Annotated in this window: 9 protein-coding genes; 2 read left to right on the top strand and 7 right to left on the bottom strand. The window is 62.0% G+C overall.

Going from position 1 to position 13,742, the window contains the following annotated elements; genetic code table 11:
- The 4 genes from PRZ03_RS06855 to nosZ all read right to left on the bottom strand — a co-directional run bounded on the left by PRZ03_RS06855 (window position 1) and on the right by nosZ (window position 6,802).
- Window positions 1–954: an ABC transporter ATP-binding protein gene (locus tag PRZ03_RS06855; RefSeq protein ID WP_273599599.1), complete on the bottom strand. Its 954-nt coding sequence runs from the start codon at window positions 952–954 to the stop codon at window positions 1–3.
- Complete coding sequence (locus PRZ03_RS06860; protein WP_273599600.1) at window positions 923–2,176, bottom strand: nitrous oxide reductase family maturation protein NosD; 1,254 nt, start codon at window positions 2,174–2,176, stop codon at window positions 923–925. Before PRZ03_RS06860 ends, PRZ03_RS06855 begins: the two co-directional genes overlap by 32 nt.
- Window positions 2,173–4,800: a NosR/NirI family protein gene (locus PRZ03_RS06865; protein ID WP_273599601.1), complete on the bottom strand. Its 2,628-nt coding sequence runs from the start codon at window positions 4,798–4,800 to the stop codon at window positions 2,173–2,175. The genes PRZ03_RS06860 and PRZ03_RS06865 overlap by 4 nt, the downstream gene beginning before the upstream one ends.
- Window positions 4,801–4,870: 70 nt before the next feature.
- Window positions 4,871–6,802, bottom strand: a complete 1,932-nt coding sequence (nosZ, locus tag PRZ03_RS06870) for a TAT-dependent nitrous-oxide reductase (RefSeq protein ID WP_273599602.1) — start codon at window positions 6,800–6,802, stop codon at window positions 4,871–4,873.
- A gap of 373 nt (window positions 6,803–7,175) precedes the next feature.
- On the opposite strand from nosZ, the gene PRZ03_RS06875 reads away from it, so the two are divergent.
- Window positions 7,176–7,577, top strand: a complete 402-nt coding sequence (locus PRZ03_RS06875; RefSeq protein WP_263533094.1) for a c-type cytochrome — start codon at window positions 7,176–7,178, stop codon at window positions 7,575–7,577.
- A gap of 8 nt (window positions 7,578–7,585) precedes the next feature.
- Window positions 7,586–8,626, top strand: a complete 1,041-nt coding sequence (locus PRZ03_RS06880) for an FAD:protein FMN transferase (protein ID WP_273599603.1) — start codon at window positions 7,586–7,588, stop codon at window positions 8,624–8,626.
- 41 nt (window positions 8,627–8,667) lie between these two features.
- Here PRZ03_RS06880 and PRZ03_RS06885 read toward each other — a convergent pair whose 3' ends face one another.
- From PRZ03_RS06885 to PRZ03_RS06895, 3 genes are all read right to left on the bottom strand, one after another.
- A complete protein-coding gene (locus PRZ03_RS06885) occupies window positions 8,668–9,603 on the bottom strand; it encodes a cation diffusion facilitator family transporter (protein ID WP_263533092.1) in 936 nt (311 codons plus the stop codon).
- 164 nt (window positions 9,604–9,767) lie between these two features.
- Window positions 9,768–10,523: a LuxR C-terminal-related transcriptional regulator gene (locus PRZ03_RS06890; RefSeq protein WP_273599604.1), complete on the bottom strand. Its 756-nt coding sequence runs from the start codon at window positions 10,521–10,523 to the stop codon at window positions 9,768–9,770.
- A gap of 232 nt (window positions 10,524–10,755) precedes the next feature.
- Complete coding sequence (locus PRZ03_RS06895; RefSeq protein WP_263533090.1) at window positions 10,756–13,494, bottom strand: TonB-dependent receptor; 2,739 nt, start codon at window positions 13,492–13,494, stop codon at window positions 10,756–10,758.
- Window positions 13,495–13,742 lie beyond the last annotated feature (248 nt).

Here is a 13,742-nt window from a genome sequence, read left to right on the forward strand (position 1 = left end):
CTATTCCCGGGCCTTGCCGAGTTCAAAGAAGAGATCCTCGAGCGAAGGCTCGGCGATCGTCAGGTCCAGCAGCCTGGCGCCCAGGCCGGTGGCCACGCCCAGCACCGCCAGCTTGGCCTCGCGGGGGCAGCTAACGCTCAGGCCAAGCGTTGAACTGCTGCATGAGACGCCATTGAGTTCGCTCAGCGCTTGGCGGGCGAATACCGCGTCCACCTCGCTCAGGCGCAGCTCAATCTGCAAGGGGGCTTGCTGCTGCTCGCGCAGACCTTGCACGGTGCCCAGCGCCTGGATGCGGCCGGCCACCATGATGGCCAGGCGGTCAACACGCTCCTGCAACTCGGCCAGGATGTGCGAGGTGATCAGGATCGTCACGCCGCTGTCGCGCAGGTCGCGCAAAACAAAATAGAAGTCGCGGATCGCCTGCGGGTCCAGGCCATTGGTCGGCTCGTCCAGAAACAAGACCTGCGGTTTGCCCAGCAAAGCTTGCGCGAAGCCGAGCCGCTGCCGCATGCCTTTGGAATACTCGCGCAAGGGCCGGTTGCCGGCATGGGCCAGGCCGACGCGTTCCAGCGTCGGCGCGCATTGCTTGAGGTCCGCACCCTTGAGTCTGGCGAAGAACTTCAGCGTCTCCAAGCCGCTGAGGTTGTCGTACAGCACCACGTTCTCGGGCAGATAGCCCAAGGCCCGGCGCGTCGCGCGAAAGCCTTTGCCGGCGACCGAGCCTCCGTTGATCAGAATTTCACCGCTGCTGGCCGGCGTTAGCCCCAACATCATCTTGAACAAGGTGCTTTTGCCGGCGCCGTTATGGCCGATCAAGCCGAAGATCTCGCCGCGCTCGACGCGCAGGTCGACGCGGTCCACGGCCTGGATGGCGCCGTAGCTTTTGCTGACGGACCGCAGCTCTATCGCAGCCCCGTGTCTTTCATCGTTGGAAATGTTTGTCACGCCATTCATACCATTGCTTGTTGCTGGGCTGCATGCGCGGGGCCGGATCGACCACCGTGGGCACACGCAAGACCGGAAATTGTTGGCCAACCAGGCGCAGCGCCTGAATGGCCGGGCTGGCCAGCAGCAGCTTGACGCTCGGATGGCGCCAACTCAGCCGATCAACCATGTCGTTAGCTTCATAAGGCACATCGCCGACGCCGTCGCCATTGCGGTCCCAGCCGAGGTAGTTGCTCCAGTGATTACCCGTATCTTTACCCCAGACCTCATCGCGCGCCCCGACATAGCGGATCTGCTCGCGGTTGCCTATGAAGTCATTGCCTTCGACGATATTGCGGGTCGAGCCGGCCGACAGATGCACGCCGACATGGTTGTCCACCACCAGATTGCCTTTGAGCGTCGCGTACTCGACGTCGTAGATGAAGAAGCCGCGGTTATTGCCGGCGATCACATTGTTTTCGACCACCGAATCCTGCAGCGTGCGCAGCATGATGCCGTGGTCGCTGTTTGCCCAGGTGCGGTTGCCGCGCACGATCTGGTTGCGCACTTCCATCAGCGCCAGGCCGCCACGGTTGTAATAGCTGTCGTTGTCCTCCCACAGATTGAAGTAGGAGTTCATATAGTGGCTGCCGTAGCGGCTGTGGTGCAGCTTATTGCCCTTGAAGACCGCGTGATGGCTAACGTCCACATAGAGCGCATCGCGGACGAAGCCGATATTGTTGCCTGTGATGCGGGCGCCGTCGGTGTTGTAGAGCTGAATGCCGTTGCCGCGCTGCGAGCTGTTGAGCTCACGCTTGCCGGTGATGATGTTGTGCTCGATGCGCACATCATTGGCTTTTTCTATCCACAGGCCGAACAGGTTGTAGGTGAGGTCGTTATGGCGCACCACCGCACGGTGCGCGCCGGGGCGCAGATAGATGCCGGCGTTCTGATCCTTCAAGCTGGCGCCCGAGTCGCGCACGATCAGGCCCTCAATCGTCACGTCCGCCGCGGTGACACGGATCGTGTCGCCCTTTTGATCGCCGCTCAGCGTCGGGCGATTGATGCCGCGTAGCGTCAGCGCCTTGTCGACGGTGAAGTTGCCGACGTAGTGGCCGCGTTCGATTTCGACGGTATCTCCTGGCTGCGCCCTGTCTATCGCTTGTTGCAGCGCTTCACCCGGCGCGACGCGAACGGTCGCGGCCTGCGCGCCGAGCGCCGCACCGAGCAAGAGAAGGGCTAGGAATCTCATAGCAGCAAGCCCAGGGCCTTCAGCCCCAGGAACAGCACGGCGCCAATCAAGAGGTTCTTGAAGCCGACATAACTGAGAATGTCCATCACATTGGCATAACGGTAGTTCGCCTGCCACCAAGGGCCGTCCTTGACATAGCGCTTGGCCGACAGCCGGATCAAGACCTCATAGACGCTCCAGCCAAACCACCAGCTCAAAATGGCGCTTTGCGATAGCCGGCCGGTGCCTGCCAGCACCCAGGCCAGCGTGGCAGCGATAGCCAGCGAGAAGCCGGCGAATTGCAGCGCCTTCTGGGTTTTCCAGTTGTCGCGACTCCAAGGCCAGAGGTGGTCGACCAACTCTTGCCAGAGCCAGCTCAGGCCCTTGGCGTCGGCCTTGTGTGCCGGCATGACCGGATCGGTCGGCATGCGGGGATCTGGGCCGTTAGCGACCTTGGGATTCATCGCCACCGGCTCGATCGGAATGAAATAGCCATCACGCCCTATCCGTGTGATCAAGAGCCCATCGCGCTCGCGCCGCTTGCGCTCCTTGGCCAAAGGCGGGCAGCCCTTGGTGTCGGTGTAGAGAATCATGCAGTCCAGGCAATGCAGGCATTCGCGGTGGTCGATGCGGCCGGCCGCATCGATCGCCAGCGAGCCGCAGCCAACCGCGCAGGCCTTGCAACTATTGCAGTCCTGCTTGCGCTTCAGACCGAACCAGCGGAAGGTGCTGGGCATGGCCAGCGCCGCGCCGAGCGGGCAGATGTATTTGCAATAGGGCCGCTCGATGAACAGCGAGGCGCCGAGGATCAGGCAGACGAACAGGCCGTAAGGCCAGGCCCGGTGCGTGATGCCGACCAGGAAGGTGGTCTTGAACGGCTCGACCTCGGCCAGTATTTCGGCCAGCCCCATCGAGAACATCGACACCGTCAAGAGACCGAAGAAGATCGCGTACTTGACCCACTTGAGGCGGTGATGCCAGGCGGTAGGCAGATGGCCTTGGAAGCGTTTCAGGCCGATCTTCTCGCCGATCTTGTAGATCGCTTCCGAGAGCGACCCAAACGGGCACATCCAGCCGCAGAACAGGCCGCGGCCGAACAGGAAGACGGTCAGGATGATGAAGATCCAGAACACGAAGATGAAGGGGTCGGTCAGGAATAAGGACCAGGTCCACTGGAACAGCAGCGAGTGGAACCAGGTCAGCACCTGCGTGATCGAGGGCTGCGCCATTGCGCCAAAACCGACAAAGCCGATGCTCAGCGCCCAGGCGCTGTACTTGAACGCATTGACCGGCCACTTGTTCTTGTGGTTCGAGAGCCGCGTCAGCTTTTCGCGCAAGGCGTAGACGATGGTGACCATCAACAGCAAGGCGACGAACAGGGCGATCTCGACCGCGCGCGTCTTCCACACCTGCACCCAGGGCGCAGCAGCTTCCTGCAGCGCCGGGCGGCCGCCTTGCAAGAGGCTGTCGTCTAGCCAGATCTTGGCGTCGAAACTGGTGAAACTGCGCGTGCCGGTGGCACGGTCGACACGGTTGCCGAGGAAGGCCAGCTTCCAGGGATAGGCGGCCGAGAATGATTTGCTGCGGATGATGAAGATCGCCGACTCATTGAAGCTCGGCGCACCGGCGGCTTCGAGGCCGTAGAGGTTCAGATAGTCCAAATCGCGGAAGGTGAAGCTGTCCGCACCTTGCTTGACCTGCACGCGGTCATAGAGGCCGCCGCGCACAAAGCCCGAGCCCTTGAAGGACTCGATGCCGGCGCTGCGCACGACGAAGAAGGCATGCTCGCCCGGCTTCAATTGCGCATGCAGCTTTTGCCAACTGTGCGCGCCGAGCAGGCTGCTGCCAACATCGGGGTGATTCAGGTCACCGAACCAGAGTTCGATGAAGGGCTCCGCGCTGCGCTCCAGCCCGACCTGCTCCGGCTTGACGCGCAGCGTTTGCACGGCGCCGAGTTTGATCAATTCGGCCCAGGTGTAGACCTGACCCTGGACGGCATAGTTGGCGGGCTCCCGCAAGGTTGGCGCCAAGATTCCGACCTGGCGTGCCACCGCCTGGCCCGAGGCCAGCATGACCTGATTCTGAGCGATCACGGTGACGGTGGCGCCCGAGATCGCGTCCAGGCCCAGCACGCCTTCATCGGGGCGAGACTGGCCGACTTCGATCTTGTCGGCGACCGACTTGCCGAGGTATTGCGCGTTGAATTTCAGCAGCGCCGATTCGGGGATGCCGAGCAGCAGGATCGGCTCGGAATGCTTGAGCACCTGGGTGCCGACGAAATGACCCGTTCGGTCCATGCCAATCAGCGTGACCACCGGCTTGCCCGAGTAGGCGGGCGTGTCGGTGATGTCGGTGGACAGCATCACATAGCCGAGCAGTTGCTTCTTGCCGTCGGGCTGCGGCTCGCCGTAAGCCTCGACGTAGGGCGGCGAGCCGAGCCGCTCGGAGAAGCTCTTCGCGCCGGGGAAGACGGCAGCGCAAGGCAAGATCGCGCACATGTCCTTGGCCGTGTGCAGATCCGCCGGCAACTGGGCCTCGTAAGCGCCCGCCTGTGCGCTGCTCGCGCAAAGACTGGCCAGCAAAAAAAGAAATGCGGCCAGGTAGAAATCTACCTTGGCCGCCAAGTTCCGACATTGCAATTTCATCTACTCTTTCTGACGTGCAGGGGAGGCAGCGGCGGGGCTCGAGTCCGCGCGCTGCCTGGGTCTCAGCGGCTTAGGCCTCGACGATCATCCGCGTACGCATTTCCAAATGCAAAGCGTGGCAGAAGTGAGTGCAATAGCACCAGTACACACCGGGCTTGTCGGCCACAAAGGTGACCGAGGCGGTCTCTTGCGGATTGACGATGAAGTTGATGTTGTGCTTGGGGATCGCGAAACCATGGGTCAGGTCTTCGATCTTGTCCAAGTTGGTCAGCGTCAGCGTCACGATGTCGCCCTTTTTGAGCTTGAACTCGCGCAGGCTGAAGGCCGGGGCCTGGCTGGTCATGCGGACCTCGACCTTGTTGCCCTTGCGGAACACGCCCGAATCCTTTGGATCCTTGACCGCGTTGGGGAAGTCGTCGAGGTTGTAGACCTGTTTCGGGCTCAGCAGTTCGCGCTTGAAGATGATGAAGTCATGCGGCTCGCCACGCACCGGGTGGTCGGCCAGCAAGACCATCTTGTCGCCGGAGATGTCGATCAACTGCTCGTTCTCCGGGTGCAGCGGGCCGACCGGGAGGAAGCGATCCTTGGAGAACTTGCAACCGACGGCCAGATATTTGCCGTCCGCAGCGCGTGTTTCCGACTGCGAAGCATTCAAGTGGCCCGGCTGGTACTGCACGTCGATGCGGTCGACCACGTACTTGGCGCTCTTGTCGCCGGCGTGGAATTTGATCGCGGCGTCGAGGTTCCACTTGACCACCTGGCTGTCCAGGAACAGCGTGGTGTAGGCATTGCCACGGCCGTCAAAGGCGGTGTGCAAGGGGCCCAGACCCAGCTCGACTTCGGCCACGATGGCCTTGTCGGCCGATTCCAGCTTACCGTCGAAGTAATCAAGCACCTTGGCGAGTTCGATCACGGTGCCGGTGGGCGAGAGCTTGCCGGCGCAGATGAAGTACTTGGCGTCCGGGCTGGCGTTGACGCCGTGCGGGTTCTTAGGCACCGAGACATAGGCGGTCAGCGCGGTCTTCGCGTCCTTGTTGGCGTCGCGGGTACCGTCAACCACGGGCACCTTGGAGTCGCCATAGGTCTTGAACTTGCCGGCCTTGACGGCTTCTTCGATGCGGGCGATGTTGAAGAACAGGCAGGCGTCGCGCTCGGCGGACATCATGTCTTCGTAATGCACACCCATCTCGGTGTTGTACTGGTTGGTCGCTGCCAGTTTGCCGTCATAAGAGGTGGCGGTCAGGTCGCAGTTGCCGTCGATCAGCACTTGCCAGCGCACATCCATGCTCTCGGCATCGACGCAGGTGAACAAGGAGTGATAGGTCTTGCCGTCGTCGCTGCCGACGGTATTGGGCAGCGGGATCGAGAACTCGGCGCCGCAGAACACGCGGGTCGTGTAGTTGATCTTCGGATCGACCGGGTCGGCTTTGTCCGGGAAGATGCCGTGGAAGCCCTGCACATTGGGCAGCTCGGTGATCTTGTCGCAGACGAAGTAGTCGAGCCGGATGCGCGCGATGCGGCTGTTGATCTTGTCGTTGATCCAGGCGTAGCGGCCGTCGTAGTTGCCGTCCTTGTAGGAGGCGTGCACATGGTGGGTGTCGGCGACGCTGAACTTCAGGTTGCCGTCGGCGCGGGTGCCCATGACTTTTTTGGACTCATTGGTGTGGCCCCAGCCGACCAGCGCATCCGGTACGAAGCAAGGAATGCGGGTGATTTCGCGGCCGGACGGCAGGCCCAGCACGCGCATATCGCCGGTGTGGCCACCGCTCCAGAGGCCGTAATAGGTGTCGAGTTCGCCCGGCTTCAGATGCGAGGCGTTGCTGGCGCCGCCGGTGTGGGCGGCGGGAGCAGGGGCAGCGCCAGAGGCGGCCGGTGCGACTGCGGTGCCCGACTTGTCGGTGCAAGCCAGCGCGCCCAAGCTCATGCCGGCCAGCGCAGCACTGTTGATGAAACGGCGACGGCCCAGGCCGGTGCCATTTTCAGGGTTCTTCTTGTCGTTCATGGTTTTCCTCATCGGGTTTGGTTGAAAGTTTTGGGAGGCTCCGACAGCAGGTCTTTGCGGCCATCAGGCGTCGCTGCGAAGGTGGCATTGGCAGCTCCGTCAGCGGCGCTGCCAGCACGAGCCCGCAGCTCATAGGTAGTCATGACAGCACGCAACTACGCAGGCAGCGGCGGAAATGGGAGTGGGGCATGGCGGGGGTGGCGGCAGAAATGATTCAGGTGCCGAATGGTTGACCGGTGTGAATTTGCTGTCCTTGAACTGCTTCAAGAAAAGCAAATAAGCGGTTCAGGGCCTTACAAATACCTGTGAAGCCCTGGTGTTTTGGCGTTAGCTTTTTAGAATCAACGCCAATCACTATTTTCAGGAGTTCTCTATGCGTTATCTACTTGGCACCGCTTTGGCCGCTGCGGCTCTGAGCTTGCTCGCAGCCTGCGGCAAGCAAGAGCAGGCCCCCGCGCCTGCGAGCTCAGCCCCAGCTACTGTGGCAACTGCTGCGCCTACGCCGGCTGCTGCGCCGGAGAACGCCTTGGGCAAGAGTGTTTTTGGCAAGACCTGCGCGCTGTGTCATGCCGCCGGCGTGGCCGGCGCGCCCAAGCCCGGCGATAAGGCTGACTGGGGCCCCCGCATTGCACAGGGCAATGAACTGCTCTACAAGCACGCCATCGAAGGCTTCACCGGTGCCAAAGGCATGATGCCGGCGCGCGGCGGTGGTGCGGCCCTCACCGATGACGAGGTCAAGGCCGCCGTGGACCATATGGTGGCGCTGTCCAAGTAAAGGCAGCGATGAAAGACAGGAAGCCGACTTGTGAGTTGCCTTCGCGCCGCAGGGCTGTCAAGGCCTTGCCGGCGCTGCTGGTCTTGGGTGCGGCCCTGCAGCCCGCCCAGGCCGGTTTGCAGCAGCGGCGCGAATCGCGTTTGATGCTGGGCACCCGGGTCGACCTGGTGGCGCAGGGGCGCAGCCAGCTGTGGCTGGCCGAGGCCATGGACAGTGCATTCGCCGAGATGGCTCGTTTGAGCGCCAGCATGAGCCGCTATGAGCCGGGCAGTGCTGTCAGTGCTATCAACAAGTTAGCGGGCAAGGGTGAGGCTATGCCCATCTCTGCCGAGCTGATGGCTGTGCTGCAAACCGGCGCCGACCTTCACGCGCGCACCGACGGCATGTTTGACATGACGGTAGGGTCGCTCAAGAGTTGGCACTTTGAAGTCGGCAGTGTGGCGAGTGTGCCCTCTGCAGCGGTCTTGGCGCGTGAGCAGTGTTTTGTCGGCAGCGCAGGTCTGATTCTCGACACGCACGCCCGCAGCGCGCGGCTGGCGCGAGCGGGGATGGCGCTGGATTTGGGCGGTGTCGCCAAACTGCCCATCCTCGCGGCCGGCATGCAAGTGCTGCGCGACCAGGGCGTGAAAAACGCGCTGATCAACGGCGGGGGTGATGTGCTCTATCTGGGTGCCAATCAAGGCCGGCCATGGCGTGTCGGTGTGCGTGACCCAAGGCGGCCGCAGCGGGTCCTGGGTGTCTTGCCCTTGGCGGGCCAAGGTGTGCTGGCGGCCAGCGGTGACTATGAGCGTTACTTTTTTGAAAATGGGCAAAGACATCATCATGTGCTTGACCCCAAAACCGGGCGCCCCAGCCTGGGCGCTGCGGGCGTCAGTCTTTGGGCGCGCGATGTCGAGTCGCTCAACGGGCTGGGCGCTGCGTTCATGATCGGCGGGCGAGAGTTTGCACGTGACTGGGTGTCTCGCTCGCCGGGGCTTCAGGTCTTGCTCGTAGGGCAGGACCAGGCGATCTGGTCAACTCCGGGCATCAAGGACGCCTTGCAGTCCTGATCGAATCCGCCTGATCGCTGAAAACGGCGGACTGAGCCAACTCAGGCGTGGTCCAGGTCCGGCCGTCGCCAGGGGTCCACATGGGTCATCAGATTGAGTACCCGATGGCGCAGCAGCACGCGTTGGCGGGCCAGCACCGCGATCTCATGGCCGGCCTCGACAGAGATCGTGGCGTCCACCTCGATATGGGCATCGACCACGATCATGTCGCCCATTTTGCGGGTGCGCACGTCATGCACGTTTTGCACGCCAGGCGTCTGCAGCAGGGTCTGGCGTATCGCCTCGACCTCTTGCTCGTCTGCCGACCGGTCCATCAAATCATGCAGGGCATCCCAGGCAAAGCCCCAGCCCATTTTGCCGACCATGAAGCCCACGATCAGCGCAGCGATCGGGTCAAGAATGGGGTAACCCGCCAAATTGCCGACGATGCCCAGGCCCACCACCAGGGACGATGCTGCATCGGAGCGCGCATGCCAGGCGTTGGCCACCAACATGCTGGATTTGACCCGTTTGGCCACGGCCAACATATAGCGAAACAGCGTCTCCTTGGCCACCAGGGCAGCACCGGCGACCCAAAGCGCAATGCCGTGCACCGTGGGGACGGTTTCGGGTGATTGCAGCTTGAGTACGGCGGACCACAGCATGCCTATGCCCACCGCCAGCAGCAGCCCGCCCAGCACCAGGGATGCGGCGGTCTCAAAGCGCTGATGGCCATAGGGGTGATCCTCGTCGGCATCTTTTTTGGCGTGATGGCTGGCCAAAAGCACGACAAAGTCCGCCACCAAGTCGGACAGGGAATGGATGCCGTCTGCGACCAGGCCCTGCGATTTGGACAGCACCCCGACCACGACCTGGACGATGGTCAATACCGTGTTGACGCCGACGCTGACCCAGGTGCTGGTGGACGCTGCGCGCGCGCGCTCTTCCGGGCTGTGTGAGGGATCCTCGGCTTCGTCGACAAAGTCGTTTTGATTCATGGCTTCTAAAGGAGAGGGATGCGCACGGAGCGGGAGGGCTGAAAGGGCGGTGCGCCCGCGCTGGAAATGTAGCGCGCGGCAGCCTTCAATGGGCTGCTAGTGGCGCGGTCTTCAATCAAGAGTGCGGTAGTTGCAACCGGGCCAGCTTCAACGGAACAAACAGCTCAAACCAGACCTTGCTTGCTCGCAAGCACTGCGGCTTCGGCGCGGCTGGAGACATTGAGCTTTTTGTAGATGGACTTGATGTGGTCGTTGACGGTGAACCACTTGATACCCATCAGGTTGGCGATTTCCTTGATGGTGAAGCCCTTGCTGAGGTAGGTTAGCACTTCGCTCTCGCGAGGCGTGAGGCGCTCCCACTCGGGCGGCGGGTCCAGCACCACGCTGCGCCCGGCACTGAATGTCGCGCTGGAAGACAAACCCGAGGACAGCGAGCCAAAGCCCGAGTTCAAGGTCATCGGCCCGGAGTCGCCTGTAGAGTTGGGCCGGAAATGCGATAGCAAGCGTCGCGCGATCGCAGGTGAAAGCGGCGGTTGGCCGCGCACAATGCGCTGCAACTCCTCCACCAGCACCTCGAACCTATCTTCTTTGAGCAAATAGCCATCGGCCCCGCATTGCAGGGCCGGGAAGAGGTGATCGTCGTCCGAGTACAGCGTGGTGACGATTTTCAATGCGGGCGAGCCGGCCATCTCGGCCAAAAATTCCATGCCGTTGCCGTCGGGCAGTTCCAGGTCGACCAGAATCAGCTTGAAGCCGGCTTCGGGCGAGAGTTCGGCCAACTTGGCCGTATGGCGGCGCGCACCTTCGAGATCGCCGGCTTCGGTGATCTCCATGGCATCACTGAAGCTCTCACGCACCACTCTGCATAAAAAGCTTCGAGCAACCGGGTTGTCTTCAATGATCAGTACTTTGACGGCCATAACTTGGAATATCCAGATATGGATCATCCTATCTCACATCTGCTCTTTTCTCCTCCTTGACGGGCCCAAACATGGCCTGTGTTTGTATCTTCTTGCGCACCGACCGACTGCTGAGTTAGGGATTGCCCTTGAGGTTTTTCCCAATTGACCGCCATGATGGATGGCGGTCAAGCCTGGGCATGCTGCGGCATACCCAGGCTTGGTTTCAGATCAAACTTCCCTTGCTATGCGATCAGCGGAAGGAATAGCTCAGGCTGGCGTAGAAATTGCGGCCACGCGGGTCGGTGTAGGTCGGGTCATAGGTAGCCAGGAAGTAGTAGCCTTGGTTGGAGAAGGGCGGCTGCTTGTCGAGCAGATTCTGCACACCAACACGCAGCTTCGCGGCCTTGTTGATGGCCCAGGAGCCCGACATGTCCCACAGCGAGTAGGCTTGCACATCGCGCGCCGGCAGCAACTGGCTGGTGTTGGGGTTGAAGGCGGTGTTGTGGTCGGTATAGCCTGAGTAATAGGTGTTGCCCAGGGTCAGACCGAAGGCGCCGATGTCCCAATCCACCGACACGCGGTGACGCCATTTCTGGATCACTTGGTCGCTCAAGAAGCGTCCGGCATTGCTCTCGAAGGGCTCGCCGGCGCCGAACTGGCGCTCGTACTTCAGCACATAAGTGCCGTTGGCATTGGCACGGAAGCGGCCCGCCTCACCGGCGTTGAAACGGTAGCTGACGTCCAAATCAATGCCCGAGGTACGCAGCTCGCCCTGGTTTTCCTTCTTCAACAAAATGGTGTCGATGAACTCGCCGAACTCGTCGCGCTTGACATAGCCTTTTTCGTACTTTGGCAAATTGCCCAAAATCACTTGCTCGGACAGATCGCTGATCACATCGGTCTTGTTGATCATCCAGTAGTCGATGCTGGCACTCAAATCACGCACCGGCTCCAGCACCAGGCCCAGCGAGAACTGTTTGGACTTCTCCGGCTTGAGCTTGTCATTGCTGCGGCGCTCAACCCGCCATTGGTCGGTGCAATCAGCCACCGAGAAGCCTTGCGAGACGCAGCCTGGGTCGGTCAGGAAGGCGGAGCTGGAGCCAAACGAGGTCGGGCGGGTCAGCTCATTGATGCTGGGTGCACGAAAACCGGTGCCGGCCGAGCCTCGAAGCATCAGCTGCTTGGATGGCTGCCAGCGTGCGCCGAGCTTGGGGTTGAAGGTGTTGCCCACGCCGCTGTAGTCATCAAAGCGAGCCGCGAGTTGCACCTCCAGCTCCTTGGTGAAGGGGGCGTTCAATTCGCCATAGACGGCGGCCACATTGCGGCTGTTCTTGCTGGCCGGCGGGGAGTCGCCGCGTGAGCTGCGGTCACCCTGGATATTGTTCGTGAGCAACAGGGCCGAAGGATTGAACTCGGTCTCCTCGCGGCGGAACTCTGCGCCGAAAGCCGCGCCCAAGGCGCCGCCGCCCAGCTGCATCAGCTCGCCGCTGAATTTGGCGTCCACCGTGGTCGTGGTGCCCTTGGAGCTGCGCGCGGTGTCTTGCACCTTGATGCCGGCGAGCAGGTCTTGGCCGGCTTGGGGTGACTTGCCGAAGGGGTTGATCTGGCCGGCGCGCACGCCCGCGACGAATTTGTCATACAGGAAGTAGCCATCCTTGAGTGCGTCGTCGGTTTTGTTGACGGCGCGATTCAGGGCGACGTCGTAATCCCAAGTTCCCAGTGAACCGCTGACCCCGGCGACGATGCGCTCGGCATCGCTGGTGACCTCATTGCTGCGGTTGCCGCCCTCGCTGACGCGCTGGCGCACGTCGACATTGCCGCCGAAGGGCAGCGGCTTGGGCAAGAAGGGGTTGATTGCGGCGGTGGGCACGCCCGTGATCTCGATCGGATTCGGGCTGGCCACGTACAGCGTCTTGGTCTTGCTTTTGAGGACCTCGGCAAACAGCTGTGTTTCGTTATTGAGCTGGAACACGCCGCGGCCCAAGAAGGCGGCCTTGTCCGACTCCGGGTAGAGCTCGGTGTCCTGCATATAGTCAAAGCTGCAGGCCTCGGACAGATTGTCTTTGGCATAGACGGTGGCTGGTGGGTTGCAGGCCGGCGCGTACAAATTGATGGTGCGCTGTGTGAAGGGCTTGCCGTTGAAGGTGAAGCCGGCGGCGTTGAGCGCATCGAGCTGCACCTTGCGCGGGGCGGACTTGCTGGCCAGGCGGATATTGCCGGGGAAGGTGCGGCTGGACATATAGAACGGCAGCGTCGTCGCCAGCGGCCGGTCCTGCAGGAATTCCCGCTCGGTTGAGCGCAAGCTGCCGAGCTTTTGCACATCGATCACGCCGAACACATTGAACTTGTCCTTGGCCAGATCGCCAAAGCCGCCGCCCACCGATGCGGCCGTCTTCTCTGCGCCGCCTTCTTGCGTGCGCGAGGCGTAGACATTGATGTCGGCGCCGCGGTAGTCCTTGCGGGTGATGAAGTTGATGACGCCGCCGATCGCGTCCGTGCCGTAAATGGCGGAGGCGCCGTCTTTCAGGATTTCGACCCGCTCGATTGCGCCGGCCGGGATGTTGTTCAGGTCCACGCCGGAGTTGTCGCCTGGCGAGGCGAAGTTGGCCATGCGCCGGCCGTTCAACAGGATCAAGGTGCTGGATACGCCGATGCCGCGCAGATTGGCGCCGTTGAAGCCGCGCTGGCCGCCGGTGCTGTCGGTGATGCTGGCGCCGTCGGTCAGACCGGCGGTGTTGCCGCTGATCGAGCGCATGATTTCGGCCGCTGTGGTGGCGCCGGTCTTGTCGATGTCGGCGCGCTTCAAGGTCTGCACCGGCAAGGCGGTTTCGCCCTCGATGCGCTTGATGCTGGTGCCGGTGACGTCAACACGTTCGAGCTTGGCTTCCTGTGCTTGGGCCTGCAGGCTGACGCCGCTGGCGATCAGCAGCGTGGCCGCTTGGGCCAAGCGCTTGAGCTTGAAGGGATGCGGCATGCGGGAGTGGGTCATGATGAATGTGGCCTCGTTTGACTGAAGGGAAAGAAACAGGGGACGCAAGAGAATCTGAGACCGCAGCGCTGTGGGGGAAAAGGGACTGCGCTTGTGGCCTTGGATGCACTCTAGGAGCGCGCCACATGACTTGCCTATGGGGTTTTGGTGGCTCGGTCGCTTGTGCGCAAGTCCATGTCGCTTGGCCGCAAGCCCCCGATGAACAGGCGCAACAGCGCTTGCAGCGATGCGACATGCTCTTGCGCTTT

Origin of the sequence: Roseateles albus, from assembly GCF_028595345.1 — a bacterium.
GTDB lineage: Bacteria > Pseudomonadota > Gammaproteobacteria > Burkholderiales > Burkholderiaceae_C > Paucibacter_A > Paucibacter_A albus.